Here is a 23535-nt window from a genome sequence, read left to right on the forward strand (position 1 = left end):
TATTTCAGACAAAGAAATCCCCTGACGACGAGCGCCATACTTTTATCAGTAGGAGGGAGATTTAAATGGCGGCGCATTAGGCATGCGCCGCACGAGTGAACGACTTGCTTATTTAACTGGTTTTAGGTCCAGTACTTGCAATAGACGCTCAGGAATACCAGCCCAGATGCTTGGACGGCCCTTTGGATTTTTCTCATTCCACCAACCAGTGAAGCGCTTCGTGTTGTACTGGAAGAATTGCGCGCCAGACATAACAGGAATCGTTACTTGGTTTTCAGCAATGATTTGTTGGATTTGGTGAGCAATGTTCATTTGCTCTTGCTTGTCAGCCGTTTTGTAGAAGCTGTTTAGCAATGAATCTAACTTATCATTTTTGAAGAAATGCATCGCGAAACGAGGCATACCCTGACCGCTTTGCAACGCTGAGTTGTAAGCCGAGTTCCAGTAAGTGTATGGATCCGCACCGTGGAAGTAGTTAGTGAACGCAACATCGTAGTTCGCATCAAGCATTGCTTGGTTGTAAACCGCAAACTCAGGGGTACGTGCTTTGGCTTTAATGCCCACTTCTTCTAGTTGCTCAACCGCAAGCTGTACTGTGTTGTTAAAGTCAGTCCAACCGTTTGGTGATTGAATCAATAACTCAAATGGCTTACCAGATGGAGTATCAACAAATCCATCGTTGTTTACGTCTTTAAAGCCCGCTTTAGCAAGCAGCTTCTTCGCGCCGTCAACGTTGTAAGTGTTGTAGCCTTTGTATTTATTGTGAACTTTTTCGTCAGACCATGCTTCGAATGCGTAGCCTAGGCCCGATGCGAAGTCATTGACTGTACCGCCGCCGTAGAATGCGATATCAATGATAGTTTGACGGTCAAGAGCCATTGAGAATGCGCGACGGAAGTCAACGTTAGTCAATGCTTCTTTCTTAGCTGGATCTTTTTCAGCAAAGTTCACCATAAAGCCTTGTGTACCTGCTGCAGGGTACCAGTAATGGTGATCCTTGCTGACAGATGCGTAGGTTTTATCAATGTCTGGTACGAACGAAGACGTCCAATCTAACTCAGAGTTAATGATCTTACTTAATAGTTGGTCATTGTTGGCGATTTGTGGCACGCGTAAACAATCAACATTTAGGTCTTTCGCATCCCAGTAATTTGGGTTTTCACACTGAATGTAAAGTTGTGGTGTAAAGGTGTCGATCTCAGTAAATGGACCAGTACCTACAGGGTTTTCATTGGTGAAAGTGGTTGGATCTTTTACGTCTTTCCAGATGTGCTCTGCAACAACAGGCACTTTGGCAATCTCGTAAGGGACATTTGAATTAGCTTCGTTTAGGTGGAAGATAATTTGGTAGTCGCCTTTGATCTCAACGCTTTTAAGTTGCTTGTTAATACCAGATTGGTCAAGTGCTGGGAATTTTTTCACAAGGTTAAACGAGTAAAGCACATCGTGTGCTGTGAACGGCTTACCATCAGACCATTTAACACCTTTACGGATATCAAAAGTTACCGTCATTAGGTCATCAGACATTTTGAAATCTTTTGCAAGACGCATCACTGGCGTATTGCCGTGCATTTCGTTAAAGATAACTAGTGGCTCGTAAATGAAATCCGTCGTTGTTTTTAAGTTAGTAGCACCTAAGTACGGGTTAAAGTTACGTACAAATGTAGGGTAGAAATCCGGTACGATAGTCAATTCACTGCGCTCTGCAGCTGTTGCTACTGTAGAGAAACCAGTAGCTGCAACAGAGATAACTGCTGCAGCGATTGCTGTTTTTTTTATTTTGTTAAGCATAGCTGTTCCTTACTTTTGCTTTTGATTTAGCTTATTAAAAGGAATGTCATCAATTGATAAACACTCGCTTAAGACCTACCCCTGAATAATCTTCTATTGTGGATGTGATGTTCAAACATTCACTAATCATTCCAGAGTGGCCTGTAGGCCCTTTGCCAGTACAGAAAACACCTTATCGTTGAAATCGTCAATTTGTATTCCCGTTAAAAACGTCAAAGTTATGGCTTGTGACGTTAATAACGTAAAAATAAAATTAAATTTGTCGTTTTATTGCGCAGTTTGAAATGTGATGCATATCACGATTACGTTTATTTGGTTAGTGTAAGTTAGTAATCACTACGTTTTAGTGCTTTAAATAAGGTGGTGTTTGTTATTGCTTTTGATCTTGCGATCTGGATCACTTACAGTGAGTGAGCTTACTTTTTTACTGAAAAATAGTATTGCCAATTTGTTGTGACTGACTTCGCATTACCTACAAAAGTTACGCTTTTGGGGTCAACAAAAATCCAAATTAGCGCTTTTTTGTTACTGTTTATCAGTCGGTACTGGCTGTTATTTATTAGTGTAAAATAAGTATTGGTGCGGTTTTGTTAGCTTGTTAGTGTGGTGCTTATCTTGTCTATAATGGTGAGTTGATCGTACAGCCTTAGGCGCCCCACCTTTTTTCAACCGCCAAAAAAGGTGGTAAAAAGGCCGCAGCAAAGCAGGGTTATCGAAGTTATACCCATTCCATCAATGTCATGATCGTTCAACATTGAGTGCAGAGAAGTGTGTCAAAGGCCATGATGACCTTTTCTCAAGCGGCCAAGGACAGATCCGCGTCTTTTTGGTGTATTCAAACTGATCAAATATTAAATGGAATTGGTATTGCTTCCTGCAGTGAACAAAAAAATGCCGTTAAGATGCTCAGATCTTAACGGCGTGATTATTATTACAATCGCTATCTTACTTAACTCATCAACATGGTTCTAACTTAGCAAGATTGCTGAACTCATCAATATAGTTTAACTTACCAACAATAGTTGCAGCTTTTCACGACACTCAATCAAATGCTGGCGCTGTGGGGTATTGGCGTTGCTGTGTTCTAGGATGTAATCAATGGTATTGAGTACGGTGCGCCAACGTGGTGTTTTAGGCAGGGTTTCAATCCGTAGATATTTATCTAAGGTGCGGGTTTGTAGGGTGCTACGGTCGAGATAGACGCGCCACAAGCCACTTTCCTCGGCTAAGGTGTATTTAGTTTGGCCCGTTGCCGATTCCCAATAATCGAGCGCGGTAGTCATTGTATCGACTAAAATATCACGCATAATTTGCTGTTTATCTTCGCTCTTATGCGACACTTTATCGGCTAAGCGAGTAAATTCACCGCCCAGCTCTTTAAGTTGCTGTAGTTTGTTTTTATCGCCTTCAAACGCATAACTCGACAGTGCTTCGATGGCGGTTTCTAAGTTATCAATTCGCTGCGCATTAACGCCGCCGCCAATATTAAAGATATACATAGATTGTAGGCCTGAAGCTTGCGGTAGCGTTAACACGTCACTTTGGATGTGCACTCGCTTATCTTCAATGAAAATATCCACATCGCCACAAAAATGCTCTTGGGTTAAATTCAGGTATTTCGGTGCGATAATCTCATCGGCGGTAGAGCGCTTGAGTTGCTCGGGGCTGCGCTTAAATAATTTAGCCGCCGAATCATTGGCAAAACGAATTCGACCATCTTCACGCACGCAAACAATCGCTTCTGGCGCCGACTCTAATTGCTCTAATAAGCGACCTTGAGTTTCCAGTAGGCTGGCTTCAACTTGTTCTCTAATGCGTAGCTCTTGTTGTAATTTGCTATTTTCTATCCGGCGTTGTTCGGCCTTACTGGCGGTTAAGTGAGCTTTAATCCGCGCCGCCAGTTCTTGTTTATTAAATGGTTTAGTTAAGTAGTCGTTCGCCCCCGCTTCAAAGCCTCGTACCCGATCTTTGCTTTGGCTTAGTGCTGTCAGTAAGATAACCGGCAGTTCACCATGATCATATTGTTGGCGGATTTCTTCACAGGCTTCATAACCACTCATACCTGGCATCATTACATCCAGTAAGGCTAATTCTGGTTTCTCTTTCTCAATTAATTGCAGCGCACTTAAACCATCGGCTGCGGTTTTCACTCGGTAGCCTTCTAAACGTAAGAAACTGTCTAAAATGCGTAAGTTCACCGGTTCATCATCAGCTACCACCAATAATGGACCATCGCTATTTACTGGCAATGATGAGGAATCAAGATCAGTGAGCGGGGCATTACTTTCTGGAGCTTGAAAATGCTCATTTGGCGCTTGGTATTTATGCTCAGCGATTTGTTGCTCACTGGCTATTGGTAATGAGAAGCTAAACGTGGTCCCGACCAGCGGCTGACTACTGACATACAGCGATCCCCCCATCAGTTCAATTAATTGGCGACTAATTGACAAGCCTAAACCTGCCCCTTGACGATAACGACTCGAATCTTGTCCAGCTTGGATAAGCGGCTCGAAGATGTGGTCAAGTTGATCGGCGGGGATCCCTTGGCCGGTATCCACCACTTGCATGCGAATATTATTATCTAGCACCGTGGCCGAGATAATGATCTTGCCTTCACAGGTGTATTTGATCGCATTACCAATTAAGTTATACAGCACTTGCTCTAAGCGTTGAGCATCGGCGGCGATTAACGGCAGCTCTAATGGAATTTGGTTAATAATGCGGATCGGTTTACTGCCAAGTAGATGTTGAGATAATTCCAATACTAAGCGAGTGGCCGACGCAACGTCCACTGTAGTGGTTTGAATGTCTAAATTGCCATAACGCATTTTATGGTAGTCGAGTAGGTCATCGACCAAAGTGGTTAGGCGTTGACCGCTATTAATAATAATATCGAGTTGATGCCTTTGATTGGCTGGCAATGGGCCATTCGCACCAGAGATCAACGATTCCGCAATGCCGACCATACCGTGCAATGGGGTTCTTAATTCATGAGAAGTCGTGGCCAAAAACTCATCTTTCAGCTTATTGGCCAGTTCCAAATCATCATTTTTTTGCTTGATGGTTTGAATATTATTTTCGAGAATTTTATTTTGATCGCCGATCAATAAGATCTTTTCTCTGATCGAGCGTTGCATACGGATAAAACTAACCGATAAGCGGCCAATTTCATCTTTGCGTTTTAATACTTCAAGCTCTTGATCGAGATCGCCGGCGGACACTCGCTCTGCTGCCCACGCAAGTTTTAATAATGGTGCGGTAATAAAGTTAGATAAATAATGAGAGCACACCACCACTAAAATAATGCCTATTACCATCACAATTGCGAAGATATTTTTTAATTGGTGAACTCGGGCATAAGCTTGTTTTTCAGGTAATTGAACTACTAGCGCCCAAGTTTTATCTTTTATATGAATAGGGGTGTAAGCGGCTAGAAGTTTTTCACCATTGGTATCGGTAAATGATTCAACCGCAGAATGACCGGCTAATGCTTTATCGATAACCAAGCTACTGGCATCGATACTTTTTTGAGATAAATCGAGTACTTTTGAATGTTTATGCTGGCCGACTAATAATTTGGTTAACGATTCTTTTTTACTATGCGCGTTGATCATATTTGATAAAGCTGTATTGGGCAGTTTAAACATTGCATAACTGTGTAAGTACCCTTGCTGAATGATAGGCGCCCCTAACCACAAAGTTTGCTTGGATTTGTCTTTATTAAAATCAGAGAAAATAACGGGGGTGTAATCTTCATTATTTTTACGTGAGGCTTTGACGGTATTTCTTAACTTAGCGAAAGTTTGGCCGAGCGGAGTTTTTTGATAAGGGCCGCTTAATAAGTTGGTGCCATAATCCGCGTCTTTTTTGACTGAGTAAGCTACGTTACCATTGCGATCAACTAATAATATATCGCTGAAATCAGAGCGTTTAAGCAGTTCGACAAATGCCCAATGGTAGCGTTTATGCAGCAGACGATAGCGCTCGCTGCCGATAAAATTAGGCGACTCTGGGAGGACCGCAGTTTTGATTTTATTGCCTGAACCTAAAATATAACGTTGTTGAGCATTTTTTCTAGCTTGCTCTATATTGTCACCGAGCATGGTGAAACCGTTGATTAAGCCATAAAAACGTCCGCCACTTGAATAGGCTAATTCAGAGCGAACCACCCCCATCACTTCCGATTCTTTCGCTTTGAGATAACTATTAACCTGTTGCTTTTTAGTATCACGAACGGAGAGCAAATAAGAGGTACTTTGTTCTTGCAAATCTTGGGTGTGAGAGTGTAAGAAAAAAACCGCAATAATAGTAAAAGGCGTAATACTTAGCACCAGAAACGCCACCATCAAGGTGTGCTGAAGCCTTTGGAATTTATTGGATTTTTTTGATTTAAACATAAGTGACTACTTGCTATTGAAATAAAGGGTGGCCGAAATGAAGAAAGTACTCATCTTTTAACTTTTTAGGCAAACGATTAAGCAAAGCCTTTTTACTACGTTATTTGTCGATAGGGAAGATAACTTTATTTTTGATATAAAAAAAGGTGATCGAGAACCAGTATTGTGAGTTTTAAAGTTTCAATATATCGTTGCTTATATTAAAAATTCTAACCCATCTGTTTTGTGAATAAATCTTGGCAGAGGGAATAAAGTAAACGAGATCGCAGATTGATAAGGGCAATATTGGCAGGAAATAATGGATCTTGAAAATAGAAAAAATTCAAGATCCACAAAGATTAGTGCTGAGTTTTATTGGCGTGGTAAATAGCAAATTTAGTATTTTTAGCCGCCACAATACAATGACCAAATGCTTGCTCAATAATCGGTTGGTATTTTAAAAAACTATTGGCGACGATAAACATTTGCCCTCGGGCAGAGAGATGCTGTGGTGCTTGCGATAACAAGGTTTCAGCCGCGCTGTATTGGGTATCTAAACCAGAATGAAACGGTGGATTACTGATTAAAAAATCATAACTTTTACCCACATCGGAATAAATATCTGAGGCAAAAACCTCACCGTCTAAACCATTAATGGCTAAAGTTGCTTTGCTTGATTCAATCGCAAGAGCGCTGATATCGCACATCGCTACGTTGGCCTTAGGGTAACGAGTGGCAAGCACACAGCCAATCACGCCAGCGCCACAACCAAAATCAAGCACTTTTCCTTTCAGCCTTGGTAGGGTTTCAAGCAGTAGCTCGGTACCTTTATCAAATTCGCCATGACTAAATACCCCAGGCAGACTTTTTATTTGCAGAGTGTCATTACCAATGATTAGCGGGTAAGTTTTATACCATTCATTTAAATCAAAAGCAGGCGCTTGGGTATGAGATTGACCCCAATAAAAAGAACAACGACGAGCGGAATCGTATTTCTTAACCGTGCCATATTGAGTAAACATTTTCTCAATACTCTTTACTCCTGAGCGGTTTTCGCCCACTACGCAGATTTCAGTATTCGGCCCTATTTTTGCCATCAACATAGCGAGTAAATATTGGGCCTCTGCCTTAGCTTTTGGCCAATATAGCAGCAACATATCCGCATCGATAGTGTCGGTCAGGTGCGCGCCAAAATAGGATTGAATCTGCTCATGCTGCTTAAATTGCTGATGATAGCCATAGTGAGTGGTAAAAACGGCTACCGACTGACAGTGTTTGGCTAATTCAAGACAAAACAGATCTTCGGCTTCACCGGCGATTAAGACGCGTTTATCTGAAAAGTACTCAATGTTACGTTGAGCGATTTGACTTGGAGCGGTATAGCTAGACATGGATGGGAAACTCTCAGTGAACAATGAGCAGATTTTCGCATAATATGGCCTTGATACCAATCATCTTACGAGTTACCAGCGGATTTAACCGGCAAGTGGTTGAAGTAGTGACGTATTGCAGCCGCGATTTATTAGGCGGTTACAATACGTCAATCGGGTAATATTTAGTTATTATCTTGCATATTGAGGAAATGTTTGAATTCTTCTTCATACATTTTAAATAGCACCATAGTGATAGCAAAAATCAATGGGCCATAAATTAAACCGATTAAACCGAATAATTGAATACCGCCTAATAAAGAGAAGAAGATCAATAAAGTATCCATGCCTGCGCTGCCTTGCATTAGCAGAGGACGAATGATGTTATCAATTGATCCAATGATGGTGACCCCCCATATAACCAAGAAAATCCCCCAACCAATATCACCAGTTAAGAATAAGTACGCCGCAGCGGGTACCCAAATTAATGCGGTTCCTACCACTGGAATAAACGAAGCTGCACCAATCATGGTTCCCCAGAACAATCCGGGTAACCCAACCAACCACAAGGAAAAACCACCAGCAATCGCTTGAGCAATCGCGGTTAAAAAGGAACCAAGCACTGCTGATTTAGATACCTGCTCAACTTCAGTGAGTAAGCGGTCTTCTTGGCTACGAGAGAGCGGTAGGATATGACGCATGCCATTAACCAGCTTATCGCGGTCGCGTAACAAGAAGAACAACACAAATAACATTAAAAAGAAATTAGCGAGAAATCCAGTCGCATCGCCTAAAATTTTGGCACTAAATGAGACCAAAACTGATCCAAATTGCGAGATAAAGCGTGCTGCTCGTTGGGCTATTTGTTGTGGGTCGAGGTTATCGAACGGTAAGTATTGATTGGCAATGTGCAGTGCTTTAGCGATATAAGGATGGCTAAGTAGCTCTTGAATACCGCCATCACTGGCCCAGGCATAAACGGTTTGGGAGAAGTGCGCTCCTTGCTGAATAATGGCGGCGAATACGGCTAATAATGGAATAACAATAATAAAAGTGAGCAGTAAACAAGAGATAAAAGCAATGCTATTAGGGCAACTTGACCAACGGTTTTCAAGCTTCTCATGTAATGGGTAAATAAGCAGTGAAATGATAAATGCCATCACAATTGAGTTGAGATAAGGGGATATCAATAAAAAACAAGCATAGGCAGCAAACAGTAATGCCACAATTAATACCCAATGTGTGGGGCCCATTCGAAACCTGTTAGTCATGTGTCGTCCTTGTTAAGGTCATATTGAAGCTATGGCTTCTTGAAATGAGTAGAATATAAGCGTATATAATGATGGTAAAGCTAATCGTTATCAATTAATGTTTAATCGCATTTGGAGGCAATATGGCATGTTGTGGTAAAAAAGAAGGTTGTGCGAGTAACAAGCGCAGAAAGCCTATTCCATGGTTCAGTGTTTTAGTTGCGGTTGTGGTATTGCTCGTTATTATTAATTGGCAATAATTATACCCTTCGTACTTGAAGCTACAGCTTTGTTGGCTACGTTCACTCACCCCAATCATTTAGGCAAGCTAAACTCATGGGGCTAAGCGATCTTGCCGCCTCACTGTAACCTCAATTACTTTGGGTATAAATAGCATCTTCGTACTTGAAGCTACAGCTTTGTTGGCTACGTTCACTCACCCCAATCACTTAGATGAGCCTTCTGTTTATAAAAGAATGCTCATGGGGCTGAGTGATGTTGGGGGTAAATAATTCCCTCTAAAATATTATTTAGACTCTGTGGCCATGATTGCAAAACAACGATCAGCGGCTTCAAGGGTTGCTTCTATCTCACGAGGTGAGTGAGCAAGTGACATAAAGCTGGCCTCAAATGCTGATGGTGCTAAGTTAACACCATGCTCAAGCATTAAGTGGAAGAAGCGCTTAAAGCGTTCTGTGTCACATTTAGTCACGTCTTCATAGCAAGTAACGGTTTTTTGCTCAGTAAAGAAGAAACCGAACATACCACCTACATAGTTAATCGCCATTGGAATGCCGTGCTCTGCAGCGGATTTTTTTAGCCCTTTAGCCAATCGTTTAGTGTGTTTAGCTAGGCGCGCTTCGTTTTCTTCACCTTCTAATTCGTTCAAACAAGCTAGACCTGCCGCCATCGCGATAGGGTTACCAGAGAGTGTACCTGCTTGGTAAACCGGACCGGTAGGGGCAACAAATTGCATTACATCGCGACGACCACCAAATGCGCCGACTGGCATGCCGCCACCAATCACCTTACCCAGTGTGGTTAAGTCTGGCTTGATGTCGTAGTACGCTTGTGCGCCACCTTGGGCCACCCGAAAACCTGTCATCACTTCATCAAAAATCAGCAATGCGCCGGATGCATCACAAATCTCACGTAAGCCTTCAAGAAAACCTTCAACCGGAGGAATGCAGTTCATGTTGCCCGCTACAGGCTCCACAATAATACAAGCAATCTCACCTTGGTTAGCATCAAACAACTCTTGCACTGAGGTTAAATCATTAAAGGTGGCGGTTAATGTGTATTTAGCAAAATCAGCGGGTACGCCAGGAGAGCTTGGTTGGCCTAAGGTTAATGCACCAGAACCGGCTTTAACTAATAAGCTATCAGCGTGGCCGTGGTAACAACCTTCAAATTTAAGGATCTTATCGCGACCGGTAAAACCACGCGCTAAACGAATGGCACTCATGGTCGCTTCAGTGCCTGAATTCACCATGCGCAGTTGTTCCATTGATGGCACTAACTCAGAGACTTTTTCAGCCATTTTGATTTCAGATTCAGTTGGCGCGCCAAAACTAAGACCTCGTTCTGCCGCTTTAATCACCGCGTTACGAACAGCAGTATTGTTATGGCCTAAAATCATCGGTCCCCAAGAACCCACATAATCAATATAAGCTTTACCATCGGCATCAAAGATTAATGGACCATCTGCACGTTTGATGAAAAGAGGGGTGCCACCGACACCATTAAATGCACGTACAGGTGAATTGACACCACCGGGAATAGTCTGCTGTGCTTGTTGGTACAGTTCAGAAGATTTGCTCATGGGGTTTCCTTTATTTTTCTCTTAGTCGCTACGCGCTTCTTGTCGCAGCCAGAAGTCTTATGCGGAAAGTACAACACCGCTATTCATTTAGCATGCTTGTTGATTTAGGCATGACTGGAATACCTGAGCATTGTATAACTAAGATGGTAGATATTGCACTGATTTAGACGTTAAAATTTGTTAAAGCCGCGCCAATGGTGTTAAATCAGAGGCACTTTATTTTGTCAAAACAAGATCAATACTTGAACGATAAGGTCAGGTATTAGATAATCACTACAATTCAAGTTTGATTGCATAACATAGATGGTAAGACATTCTTAATGCAGTTGTATCTTACGCTAAGCCTGATTAAGTGAATGGGTTTGGTATTTACGCTAATGTGAGAGGCTGTCATGAGCGATGAGCAACTACCTTTATCTTTTTCTGAAACCGCTGCGGCGCGAGTAAAAATCTTGATTGAGGAAGAAGAAAATCCAGAATTAAAATTACGTGTTTATATCACCGGTGGTGGTTGCAGTGGTTTTCAATACGGCTTTACTTTCGATGAGAAGGTAAACGAAGGCGATACCACCATTATCAAACAAGGTGTGACCTTAGTGGTTGACCCTATGAGCTTACAATATTTACTTGGTGGTGTAGTTGATTATACCGAAGGCCTTGAAGGTTCTCGTTTCTTCGTCAATAACCCTAATGCTACGACAACCTGTGGCTGTGGTGCTTCATTTAGCGTGTAACGTTAATTAAATCAATTATTGATGATGTTAAAAATGCCTATCTTATTTAAGATAGGCATTTTTTATGGGGCTCAATTATCAACTTTGATCGATATTTTAATTTTTTGAATGGAGGTTACTTTTTCGCGATCAACAAATGGTTATAGCGCTTGAGCTGCTCTAAATTTTGTTTCGCCAGTTTGATGAAGTCATTTTTCTTTTTATCCGTCAATGATTTAGATTGCGGTAAATTGACTGTTCTTGGGTTTTTATGTACCCCATGAACTAAGAATTCATAATGCAGATGAGGGCCTGTCACTCGCCCTGTGCCGCCTAGTGTGCCGACAGTATCACCTTGTTTAACTCGTTGACCGGTTTTTACCGAACGCTTCTTCATGTGCAAATATTTGGTAATGTAAGTATTACTATGGCGGATAAACACATAGTTGCCATTAAATTGGTTATAACCTGATTTTGCCACGATACCATCACCAGCCGCCCAGATGGGGGTGCCAACGGGCGCAGCATAATCGGTGCCACGGTGTGCGACGACTTGTCCGGTTACTGGATGACGACGAGTAGGGTTAAAATTTGAGCTGACACGACGAAAATCAATCGGTGAGCGTAAAAAGGCCTTTTTCATCGCACGGCCCTGATCATCATAGTAATTACCATCTTCAGGGTTATAAATGGCTTTAAAGGTCGAACCTTGGTTAGTGAACACCGCCGCAATAATATTACCTTGGCCAATATTGCGCCCTTCGACAAAGCGATCTTCGTACAAGACTTCAAAGTGATCGCCTGCGCGTAAATCCAACGCAAAATCAATATCCCAACCAAAAATCCCGGCTAATGCCATAATTTGATTGGCTGATAACCCTGAGCTTACGGCTGCATTCCAAAAATTAGAACTGATGGTGGCTTCGGTATAATTGTATTGAACATCGATATCTTTATTTTCGACCTTGGCAATAAAACTATCGCCTTGTTTATAAACCCGAAAAGATTGATGAGCGGAGAGAGGGCGAACTAGTTCAACTAATTGATTGCTTTGGTCAAAACCAAAATTAAGCGTATCACCTGGGCGCAAACGTGACAGTTGCTTTTCAATCTCAGCATCGCTGGTAATTAATTGATGCAGCAATTTGGCCGAAAGTCCGATACGACTAAATAATAACGAAGCACTTTCACCCGATTGCACCGTATAAGGTTGCCAATGGAGCCAATTTTTTTCAATAGGAGTGGAGCTTAATGCTTCGGTTGGGATCTCTAGCGGGTAAGATTTCCCGATTTTAAACTTGGGTTGATGCTGAGTGAGATCGTCCATATCCGGTAAAATCAATACCGCCAGAGTAATGAACACCACAATAGAGGCGATCAAGATTTTATGTAATTTTGGCAGTCGGGATGATTGGGTGCGTATGTTCATTGAGATTGATATAAATATAGTGATAAAAATAAGATGAGTCAGTCTAACTGGTTTCCAAAAAGGGCGCTATTGAGTATCATGTCTTGATACACTTTTTATGCCTAATTTTCGGAGTAAATCTAAATGGCGAGTATTGAAGCAGCACTGGCAGAGATTAAGCGCGGTGTCGAAGAATTGATCCCTGAAGCTGAATTGATTGAGAAATTAAAACTTAACCGCCCTTTACGTATTAAATTAGGCGCCGATCCAACTGCACCTGATATCCATTTAGGTCATACGGTTATCCTTAATAAATTACGCGCATTCCAAGAATTGGGTCATGATGTGACGTTTTTGATTGGTGATTTTACCGGTATGGTTGGCGATCCAAGTGGCAAAAACACCACTCGTCCACCATTAACCCGTGAAGATGTATTGGCCAATGCCGAAACGTACAAGCAGCAAGTGTTTAAAATTCTTGATCCAGCCAAAACCAAAATTCAATTTAACTCTGAATGGTTAAATGAATTAGGCGCAGCCGGTATGATCCGTTTAGCCTCCAACCAGACTGTAGCTCGCATGCTTGAACGTGATGATTTTAAAAAGCGTTATGCTGGTAATCAACCAATCGCTATCCACGAATTTATGTATCCTTTATTGCAAGGCTACGATTCAGTTGCGATGGAAACCGATGTGGAATTAGGCGGGGCGGATCAAAAATTCAACTTGTTAATGGGTCGTGAATTGCAAAAAGCGCACGGACAAAAACCTCAAGTTGTACTAATGATGCCTTTGCTGGTGGGTTTAGACGGTGAGAAGAAAATGTCTAAATCTTCTCATAACTACATTGGTGTTAGTGAAGCGCCAAGTGAGATGTTTGGTAAGATCATGTCGATCTCGGATGTGTTGATGTGGAGCTACTACGAGTTGCTTTCATTCCGTCCATTAGACGAAATCGCCCAATTTAAAGCCGATGTTGAAGCGGGTAAAAACCCACGCGATGTTAAGATTCTTTTAGCCAAAGAAATCATTGCACGTTTCCATACTCAAGCCGACGCCGATGCCGCTGAGCAAGAATTCATTAACCGTTTCCAAAAAGGTGCGATGCCTGACGAAATGCCAGAATTTGAATTTGAAGCCGGTATTGCGATTGCTAATCTATTAAAAGAAGCGAGCCTAGTGGGTTCTACTTCAGATGCAATGCGTATGATCCGTCAAGGCGCAGCAAAATTAGATGGTAATAAGATTGAAGATACTAAGCTGGTACCGGAAGTTGGTACGGCGGTATACCAAGTAGGTAAGCGTAAGTTTGCCCGTATTACGATTAAGTAATTGAATAAGCTAACGAGCGACTAAATTCTAGCGACTCGTTATGCTTGTTATCAATAAAAGCGAGATTCCCTGTCTATTCGCCTAGGCTCACGCATGGAATGACGAACTTTTTGCTCGTCATCCCAGAAATGAGGCACGAATTATCTGGGATCTCGCTTTTTGCTTTATTTAATTATGTTAGATTTTAATTATGTTAGAGACTTGAGCCTATCACTAACCTTTTAGCTGAAAAGTCGGCAGCGATAAATGCCAACGAATCGCCGCTAAACGAATGCTCAATGTCACCACCACGCCGAGTAGAAAGGCTGGGGAACTATCAATGCCAAAATACAACGCACAGGTATGAACAATACCGCCGGCAATACAGGCCACCGCATAGATCTCGCTACGCAATACCATCGGAATTTCACGCGCTAAAATATCGCGAATGATCCCACCGCCACAACCGGTTAATACCCCCATTAAAACTGCGATCATCATTGAATCTTGCAAGCGTAATGATTTCTCAACCCCAATGCCGACAAACACCGCCAGACCAATGGCATCACAAACGGGAAGTATATACCAAGGCAGTTTTGTTGGGCGTCTTACCAAAATGAGAGTGGTTAAACAGGTAAGTAAGATAACCCACAAGTAATTATTATCAATGATCCAAAAAATCGGTGTCGCACCCAGCATCATATCGCGGATCGAACCACCACCAATGGCGGTTACTGCTGCTAATACCACCACTCCAAAAGGGTCCATTTTTAATCGTCCAGCGAGTAATACGCCGGAAATGGCAAAAATGGCGGTGCCAAATAAATCGAAAAAATAAAGTAAAGATATATCCATGGTAATAAGGTCTGCGATTGGGTTAACAATATTGCGGCAGATTCTACTGTGGTTCGGCCTTAATGCAAAACCTTATTCGAGTGGCGAGCTTGATCAAAATCATCACACACTTGCTTAATTGCTTTCAAGCTACGCATAGTAGGGCGATTTAACCAATCGGGGTTTAATGTCCAAATAAACTGATGCTTAACGGCGGGGATTTGCGGCCAGTCTTGCCACAATTTGGTCGTAATGTTTTGTTGATTAGAGGTGAAAATAACCTGTGGTTTGGCATTGATCACTTGTTCACGACCCACTTGAGGATAGGGGGCGGAACTGTTGGCAAAGATATTGTGACCATGGCAAATATCAAAAATAGCGCTCGGCCAGTAAGGATCGGACATGGTGATGATCGGTGAGTCACCCATTTGGAAGAAGTAATTTACTCGCGCTTTATTTTTGTTTTCGGTTCTAATTGCGGTGAGTTGCTGGCGAAAAAGCTGCGCCTGTTGCTGGCCAATAGTGGGATCAGGTGCCCATCGGCTTAGATCTTCTAAGCTATCGGCAATATCATCAAGGGTATTGATGGAGGAGTAGTAAACCGGAATACCAAATTGTTTGAGTTTTTCAACTTCGCGTGGGCTAGAGTTTTTCGACCAAGCGATGACTAAATCAGGCTTAAGCGCAATAATACGCTCTAATTTAATGCCTTGATAATTAGATACTCTTTCCAGTTTTAATGCTTGAGGAGGGTAATCGCTGCTTTCACTGACACCAACTAAGCTATCGCCTAAACCGGCAGAAAACGCCAACTCGGTGGCATGAGGGGTTAGCGTGATCACTCTTTTCGCTACTGGGTGTGCAGGCGTATTAGCGATACTGCTATTTGCCGTACTGCTATTTGCGATACAGCTTGCTGAGATCAATAGCAGAATAAGAAAGAGGTAAAAAGAGCGTAGTGCCGACATGTCAGGATCCATTGCGTGTCAGTGATGAAATTTCTGTAAAAGCCTTTTTCACGAACAATATTGCCGCATCAGCTATCAATATTGAGCATAGAGAAAGTGTTAAAGACTATAGGTGGTCTTTTTCAAGCACCCATAGATGGGGCCGCGTCTTTTCGATATGTTCAAATTGATAGCTTAGCTTATCGCGTGAATAGGATAAATATTAAGCTTTAATAAGCGTCAACATTGCCATCACCATCGCCGAAGAACTCTTGGCCGCTAATGGTAAAAATTCATCAAAGCTCATTGGTGATTCTTTATCGGCTACATCTGAGATTGCACGCACGACCACAAATGGCTTGGCAAATTGATGACAGGTTTGAGCAATCGCTGCCGCTTCCATTTCAACCGCAACCGCAGTTGGGAAGTGTTGGCGAATAAAGGCTTGTTTTTCAGGGGTACAGGCAAATACATCACCAGTACAAATAAGACCGCGAACTGCGTAAGTATCGTTCATGGTTGCCAGTGCTTGTTCGGTCAGTTGGATCAGTTTTTCATCGGCAATAAAAGCGGCAGGTTGTTGCGCCATTTGACCAATTTCATAACCAAAAGCGGTAACATCAGCATCGTGATGACGAACTTCAGACGAAATCACCACATCACCAAGATTTAAGCTTGAATCAAAACCACCAGCAGAACCGGTATTAATCACCACATCCGGTTGGAAGCATTCAATTAGTAGCGCAGTACCAACACTGGCTGCCACTTTACCTATTCCTGATTGCAGCAACACAACATCGACACCATTGATGCTACCGGTGTAAAAAGTACAGCCACCTTTGGTTTGTGATTCGCTATTGCTTAATGCGTCTTTTAGGATCGCAACTTCTTGTTCCATTGCGCCAATAATGCCAACTTTCATAATGTTCTCTGCTTCAATCTAGGTCAATAATGGCGCGATTGTATCATATTAAATGCGAGGGTTAAGGCTGGATCAGATTTTGTTCGAGTAACTTGGTGCGCAGTTTTTGTAGGCGCTCACGATTGACGCCAAAATCTGAATGCCCGACACGAGACTTAGAGCGAATGTGTAAATGGATACCCTCTTTAACGATCTCTACATCATCGGTAAAGCGCAACACTAAACTGGTAAAAGTTAAATGCAGATAATCATCGTTTTTTTCTATCGTTTCAGTGCGAGGAAAGCTTAATGCCACCGTTTCGATTTGGCTTAGACTAATATCGCTGGAAGTCAAAACAAACGGCGCAACTTGATAATCTTTGCGCGTTTCTTGAGTGGATACACAGTTGGGTTTTGAACTGCATAGCATTGGCGCATGAGGTGATGTTTGATTAGATTCCATAATTTTACTCTGGCTGCTGCAACTGGTTAATAGTATAACCATAGCGAATGAGATGAATTTGTGCATATAAACCCTAAGAAAATAGTGATGTTAATCGAATTATTTATATCTAAAAATCTAACCAATATGGATTGATAGTATTAGACTAAATTTACCTTTTAAAGCGTAAAAATAAAGCCCTACACAGTGAACTATGTAGGGCTTAAAGCGTGACTCAGATTCAATGAGCTTATGCAGATTTCATTAATGAATCGGCGCGAGCTTCAAGGTTTGAACTGCCCATTAAGTAACTGTCGATAGCGCGAGAACACTCACGACCTTCGTTGATACAACGCACCACTAAAGATTGTCCAGTACGCATATCACCGGCAGCAAACACACCTTTTTGGTTGGTTTGATAATCTTGGCTGGCCACATTACCGCGATCATCCAATTTAATATCAAGCAGTGCTAGTACGCCTGTTGGTTCTGGGTGTAGAAAGCCCATTGCCAAGAAAGCTTTGGTACATGGGATCACTCGCTCAGAGCCTGCTACTTCATCAAAGCCTGGGCGCTCACCGGGTTTCGCATCTTGCCATACGATATCGGCGATACGTAAACCGGTCACATTACCTTGCTCATCACCAATAAACTCTTTGGTCAGAATATTCCAATGACGCTCACAACCTTCTTCATGTGAAGAGGTGGTTTTCATGATCATTGGATATTGTGGCCAAGGTTGGTTAGCTGGGCGCTCACCTGGTGGAATTGGCATGATCTCAACTTGCGTAATGCTGGTTGCACCATGACGGTTGGAAGTCCCCACACAGTCAGAGCCCGTATCACCACCACCAATCACCACCACATGAGCATCTTTGGCGTGAATTTCTTCCGTTTTAAGATCCATATTATTGGCACGGCGGTTATTTTGGCCAAGGAATTCCATGGCAAAATGAACCCCTTTAAACTCACGTCCAGGGATCGGAAGATCACGCGGAACGGTTGAGCCACCTGTGAGCAAGAGCACATCAAAATCTTGACGCAGTTGCTGAGCGTTAATATCGACACCGATATGCGCATTGACTTCAAACTTAACCCCAGCTTCACGCATCAAATCGATTTTACGATCGATAACGTCCATGCTGAGTTTGAAGTCAGGAATACCAAAGCGCAGTAGGCCGCCGATTTTCTCGTCACGTTCATAAACGGTAACCGAGTGACCCGCCGCATTTAATTGCTCAGCTGCCGCCAGTCCTGCAGGGCCAGAGCCGACAATCGCAATGGTTTTTCCGGTACGTGAACGTGGTTTACGCGGCTTGGCATAGCCTTCTTGGTAAGCGCGCTCAACGATGTTTTTCTCGATATTACAAATCGTGATTGGATCTTGGTTAATCCCAAGCACACAAGCGGTTTCACAAGGTGCAGGGCAGACGCGACCGGTAAACTCCGGGAAGTTATTGGTGCTGCTTAAGATATTCCATGCTTCTTCCCAACTATCACGATAAACCGCATCGTTAAATTCAGGAATGATATTGCCGATAGGGCAACCGCTATGACAAAACGGCACCCCACAATCCATACAACGAGACGCTTGAGTGTTAATTTTTTCACCAAACTCTTGGTCGAGTACGAATTCTTTATTGTCTTGTATACGAACACTCGGATCGACCTTTTTAGGTAGTTCACGACCGTGCTCTAAAAATCCAGTAGGCTTACCCATTTTATACTGCCTCCAACTGTTCCGTGTTTTTAACCGCTGCCTTACGTTTTAACATGACCGCTTTATAATCGCGTGGCATTACTTTCACCATCTGCGCTAAATTGGCGTCAAAATCATTAAGGAAACCTTTTGCTACACTACTTCCGGTGTAGTCAACATGCTTGGTGAGCATATCGCGTAGCAAGGCTTTATCTTCTGCTTCTAGTGGATCCAGATCGACCAGTTCAGCGTTGAGTTTGGTTTCGAAATCACCATCTTTGTCCCAAACATAAGCGACACCGCCACTCATGCCGGCAGCAAAGTTACGTCCGGTAGAACCGAGGATAATGGCACTTCCGCCGGTCATGTATTCACAACCGTGGTCACCAATGCCTTCAACTACCACATGCGCGCCAGAGTTACGAACACAGAAGCGCTCGCCAGCCATGCCGCGAATGAAAGATTGACCAGAGGTGGCGCCGTAGAAACATACGTTACCGACCACAATATTATCTTGTGCTACTATGGTCGATTTTGTATCTGGGTAGAGTACGATAGTACCGCCAGATAAGCCTTTACCCCAGTAATCGTTGGCATCGCCTTCGACTTCAAACTTGACGCCTTTAGCTAAGAATGCGCCAAAAGATTGACCAGCAGAGCCTTTGAACTTAACGTTCATAGGTTGTGGTAAGCCCTGATCTTTATACACTTTCGATATTTCATTCGATAGCATAGTACCAGTACTACGGTCGGTGTTAATGATAGGGAACTCAGCCTCTACCGCTTCACCTTTAGTTAACGCCGGTTGCGCCGCTTCAATTAACTTGCGATCAAGCACCGCTTCAAGGCCATGATTTTGTTGCTTCTGATTGTAAATACCATCTTCAGCACGCGGTTTCTCAATAAACAGAACAGGGCTTAAATCGAGATTTTTGTATTTCCAATGTTGGATATCATCACGCACTTTTAACTTGTGAGATTGACCGACCATTTCTTGAATAGTGCGGAAACCAAGCTCAGCCATGATTTCTCGTAGACCTTCCGCCAAGTATTGGAAGAAAGTGACCACATCTTCTACACGGCCATCAAAGCGTTCACGCAATGATTTATTTTGAGTTGCGATACCAACAGGGCAGGTGTTTTTATGGCACTTACGCATCATGATACAACCTTCAACGACGAGCGCTGCGGTTGCTACACCCCATTCTTCTGCGCCAAGTAATGTTGCCATAGCTAAATCGCGCGGCGTTTTCATTTGGCCGTCAGACTGAACCACGATGCGGTTACGCAAGCCGTTTTTCAGTAGAGTTTGGTGGGTTTCGGCTAGGCCTAGCTCCCACGGCAAACCGGTATGACGAATAGAAGACATTGGTGATGCGCCTGTACCGCCATCAAAACCGGCGATAAGTACCACATCTGCTTTGGCTTTTGCAACGCCTGAGGCAATGGTCCCGACACCTGCTTCCGACACTAACTTAACGTTAACGCGGCTATCACGGTTGGCATTTTTCAAATCATAAATCAGCTGGGCTAAATCTTCGATTGAATAAATATCGTGATGCGGTGGCGGTGAAATTAGACCAACACCTGGGGTGGAGTGACGGGTTGCACCAATCCAATCATCGACTTTGTCACCTGGCAATTGACCACCTTCACCCGGTTTCGCGCCTTGTGCCATTTTGATCTGTAGCTCGGCTGCGTTGGTGAGGTAGTAAGAGGTGACACCGAAACGACCCGAAGCCACTTGTTTAATTGCCGAGCGCTCCCAATCGCCGTTGTCTTTTTTCTCAAAACGAATAGGGTCTTCACCACCTTCGCCTGAGTTAGATTTTGCGCCAATACGGTTCATCGCAACCGCAAGAGTTGAGTGTGCTTCGTACGAAATCGAACCAAAGCTCATTGCGCCAGTGGCAAAGCGTTTTAAGATGCTTTCAATCGGTTCTACTTCCGCTAAAGGAATCGAACCGGCTGGGTTTTTAATGAAATCTAATTGGCTGCGTAGTGTCGCTGCATTATCACCTTGGTCGTCAACGGTTTTCGTGTATTGCTTAAACTGACTGTAATCTTTATTACGGGTTGATTGTTGCAATAAAGCAATGGTTTCAGGGTTAAACAAGTGTTTTTCACCACGTTGTTTCCACTGATAAACGCCGCCTACATCCAGCATTTGCAATGGCACTTCACGAGTCGGGTAACCAACACGGTGACGAACCAAAACTTCTCGTGCGATATCATCAATGGTTAAACCTTGAATGCGCGAGACAGTACCGGTGAAGTATTTATCTACCACAGATTTGTTGATACCAAGCGCTTCAAAGATTTGCGCGCCATGATAAGACTGTAGCGTTGAAATCCCCATCTTAGAGAAGATCTTCAATAGACCGGCGTTAATGCCTTTACGGTAGTTATTGAAAAGATCATCCGATGGCGTTTCAGGATCCAGCTTTTTCTTCTTCTGAAGATCAATAATGGTTTCCATTACTAGGTATGGGTTAACCGCATTAGCGCCATAACCAATTAAGGTCGCAAAGTGGTGAGTTTCACGTGCATCACCGGTTTCAACCACGATGTCACATTTAGCGCGTAGACCTTTGCGGATCAAGTGGTGATGAACTGCGCCCACTGCCAGCATGGCTGGAATCGCAGCATGGTTGGAGTTGGCCGCGCGGTCAGTCAGTAGAATGATAGAGTAACCATCGACCACAGCATCTTCAGCGTACTGAGAGATTCGTTTTAGTGCGCGCTCTAACTTGCCTTTTTCTTCGGTAGCACGGAAGACGATATCCAGTGTTTTTGCTTGTAAGTGCTCGTTATCAATCGCGCGTAATTTTTCCAATTCGGCATTGGATAATACTGGCGATTCTAACTCTACTTTTTGGCAATGCTCTGGCGTTTCGGTTAGCAGGTTATGATCACGACCTAAATAGGTATTGAGTGACATCACCATTCGCTCACGGATCGGATCGATCGGTGGGTTAGTTACCTGAGCAAAAAGCTGTTTAAAGTAATGAGACAGATGTTGTGATTGATGCGATAAAATTGCCAGCGGCCAGTCAGCACCCATCGACATTAATGGCTCATAACCGGTTTCAGCCAACACTTGAATGATATCTTTCACTTCTTCAGAAGTAATACCAAACGCTTGTTGATGTTGCAGTAAACGTGCGGTTGACGGCTGATGGTGCATATTATCGGCTTCAGGTAAGCGTTTAAGGATTAACAGATTATCGTTGACCCATTGTTCATAAGGTTTTGAATTGGCAATGCCATCTTTCACTTCTTCATCAGAAATGATGCGGCCTTGCTCAAGGTCAGCGACAAAAATACGCCCTGGTTGTAAGCGGCCACGATATTCGATGTTCTCTGGGGCAATTTCAACTGCGCCAGATTCAGATGCCATAACCAAGAAGTCATCTTTGGTCACAGTATAGCGAGACGGACGTAGACCATTACGGTCTAATGTAGCACCGACTTGAACACCATCGGTGAAACAGACTGATGCCGGGCCATCCCATGGTTCCATAATATTGGCGTGGTACTGATAGAAAGCACGACGAGCTGGGTCCATGTTTTTGTTTTCTTGCCATGCTTCAGGGATCAGCATCATTAACGCATGTGGCAAAGTACGGCCAGAAAGAACCAGCAGTTCTAGTGCCATATCAAAGTTAGAGGAATCAGAACTGTTTTCTGAACAAATCGGCAATAGCATGTCGATTTCAGCTTGAGTGAATAGGTCGGATTCTAAAATAGCTTCGCGTGCTTTCATCCAGTTTAAGTTACCGCGCACGGTGTTAATCTCACCATTATGTGCAATATAACGGAATGGTTGCGCTAAGCGCCATCTTGGGAAAGTATTGGTAGAAAAGCGAGAGTGAACCAAAGCCAGTGCAGTGACCATGCTTGGGTTTTGTAAGTCTAAGAAATACTGAGGAACTTGATCTGTGGTTAATTGCCCTTTATAAACCAAAGTCTTGTAAGACATTGAGTTAATATAAAAATCATCACCAATATTAGAAACTGACTCTAAACATACTCGAACGGTGTAGTTACGCAGAACATAAAGTTTACGTTCCAGTTCTGCAGGAGTGGTACTCGGGCCACCTGAAATAAACACATGTTCAAATTGAGGTTCGGTGCTGAGGGGATCTTCACCGATCATGGAATTATCAACCGGCAATACACGGTAGCCAATAATTTCGAGATCAAGACGAGCCGCATTGCGCTCTAGAATATCGCGACACTGTTGACGCTTGTATTCATCTTTAGGAAATAGAACCACACCGACGCCATATTTTTCAAATGACGGTAGGCGAATGCCGAGCTTAACGGTTTCTTCTAATAAAAATTCATGCGGTTTTTGCAGTAAAATACCCGCGCCATCACCACTGCATGGGTCGCAGCCTTGACCTCCACGGTGTTCCATACGAGCCAACATATCGAGGGCTTGTGTGACCACGGCATGAGATTTTCGGTTTTTTAAGTGGGCAACAAAACCGATTCCACAGGCGTCATGCTCCAATTCCGGAGTGTACAATCCCTGTGTACTTTGCTCTCTACTTACCATAGATACATCCTTCCAAGTTAATGGCAGAACTAGGCTGGGCATCATGCCCCACAACTAGTACTACTTGTCCTTTATATATTTATAATCTTTTGCTGATCTCACTCAAA

Annotated in this window: 14 protein-coding genes; 2 read left to right on the forward strand and 12 right to left on the reverse strand. The window is 43.1% G+C overall.

Going from position 1 to position 23535, the window contains the following annotated elements:
- Nucleotides 1-108: 108 nt before the first annotated feature.
- The 5 genes from HC723_RS02400 to hemL all read right to left on the reverse strand — a co-directional run bounded on the left by HC723_RS02400 (nt 109) and on the right by hemL (nt 10609).
- The gene (locus HC723_RS02400) at nt 109-1791 is read right to left on the reverse strand and encodes an ABC transporter substrate-binding protein (protein ID WP_153447735.1); all 1683 of its coding nucleotides are present in this window, start codon (nt 1789-1791) and stop codon (nt 109-111) included.
- Nucleotides 1792-2795: 1004 nt separating this feature from the next.
- Nucleotides 2796-6188, reverse strand: a complete 3393-nt coding sequence (locus HC723_RS02405) for a response regulator (RefSeq protein WP_190338107.1) — start codon at nt 6186-6188, stop codon at nt 2796-2798.
- Nucleotides 6189-6526: 338 nt separating this feature from the next.
- Entirely contained in the window at nt 6527-7558 is a 1032-nt protein-coding gene (gene rsmC / locus HC723_RS02410) for a 16S rRNA (guanine(1207)-N(2))-methyltransferase RsmC (protein WP_190338109.1), read from the reverse strand.
- 164 nt (nt 7559-7722) lie between these two features.
- Complete coding sequence (locus HC723_RS02415; RefSeq protein WP_153447732.1) at nt 7723-8808, reverse strand: AI-2E family transporter; 1086 nt, start codon at nt 8806-8808, stop codon at nt 7723-7725.
- A gap of 505 nt (nt 8809-9313) precedes the next feature.
- Nucleotides 9314-10609: a glutamate-1-semialdehyde 2,1-aminomutase gene (hemL, locus tag HC723_RS02420; protein WP_190338111.1), complete on the reverse strand. Its 1296-nt coding sequence runs from the start codon at nt 10607-10609 to the stop codon at nt 9314-9316.
- Nucleotides 10610-11001: 392 nt separating this feature from the next.
- Here hemL and erpA point away from each other — a divergent pair, with 392 nt between their 5' ends.
- Entirely contained in the window at nt 11002-11343 is a 342-nt protein-coding gene (gene erpA / locus HC723_RS02425; RefSeq protein ID WP_153447730.1) for an iron-sulfur cluster insertion protein ErpA, read from the forward strand.
- 115 nt (nt 11344-11458) lie between these two features.
- Here erpA and HC723_RS02430 read toward each other — a convergent pair whose 3' ends face one another.
- Nucleotides 11459-12751 (reverse strand): peptidoglycan DD-metalloendopeptidase family protein, encoded by a 1293-nt coding sequence (locus HC723_RS02430; protein ID WP_190338113.1) that lies wholly within the window; start codon nt 12749-12751, stop codon nt 11459-11461.
- Between the two features lie 123 nt (nt 12752-12874).
- Between HC723_RS02430 and tyrS the strand changes: the two genes are divergently transcribed.
- Nucleotides 12875-14062 (forward strand): tyrosine--tRNA ligase, encoded by a 1188-nt coding sequence (tyrS, locus tag HC723_RS02435; protein ID WP_153447729.1) that lies wholly within the window; start codon nt 12875-12877, stop codon nt 14060-14062.
- A gap of 213 nt (nt 14063-14275) precedes the next feature.
- Here tyrS and HC723_RS02440 read toward each other — a convergent pair whose 3' ends face one another.
- The 6 genes from HC723_RS02440 to gltB all read right to left on the reverse strand — a co-directional run bounded on the left by HC723_RS02440 (nt 14276) and on the right by gltB (nt 23428).
- Entirely contained in the window at nt 14276-14896 is a 621-nt protein-coding gene (locus HC723_RS02440; RefSeq protein WP_190338115.1) for a TRIC cation channel family protein, read from the reverse strand.
- A 59-nt stretch (nt 14897-14955) separates the two neighbouring features.
- On the reverse strand, nt 14956-15843 hold the full coding sequence (btuF, locus tag HC723_RS02445; protein ID WP_190338117.1) for a vitamin B12 ABC transporter substrate-binding protein BtuF: 888 nt from the start codon (nt 15841-15843) through the stop codon (nt 14956-14958).
- Between the two features lie 202 nt (nt 15844-16045).
- A complete protein-coding gene (gene mtnN, locus HC723_RS02450; protein WP_190338119.1) occupies nt 16046-16744 on the reverse strand; it encodes a 5'-methylthioadenosine/S-adenosylhomocysteine nucleosidase in 699 nt (232 codons plus the stop codon).
- Nucleotides 16745-16805: 61 nt separating this feature from the next.
- A complete protein-coding gene (locus HC723_RS02455; protein ID WP_225874263.1) occupies nt 16806-17186 on the reverse strand; it encodes a DUF1499 domain-containing protein in 381 nt (126 codons plus the stop codon).
- A gap of 229 nt (nt 17187-17415) precedes the next feature.
- The gene (locus HC723_RS02460; RefSeq protein WP_190338123.1) at nt 17416-18885 is read right to left on the reverse strand and encodes a glutamate synthase subunit beta; all 1470 of its coding nucleotides are present in this window, start codon (nt 18883-18885) and stop codon (nt 17416-17418) included.
- A 1-nt stretch (nt 18886) separates the two neighbouring features.
- Nucleotides 18887-23428 (reverse strand): glutamate synthase large subunit, encoded by a 4542-nt coding sequence (gene gltB / locus HC723_RS02465; RefSeq protein WP_190338124.1) that lies wholly within the window; start codon nt 23426-23428, stop codon nt 18887-18889.
- Nucleotides 23429-23535: the final 107 nt, after the last annotated feature.

Source organism: Vibrio sp. S11_S32 (assembly GCF_014694465.1).
Classification (GTDB): Bacteria; Pseudomonadota; Gammaproteobacteria; order Enterobacterales; family Vibrionaceae; genus Vibrio; species Vibrio algicola.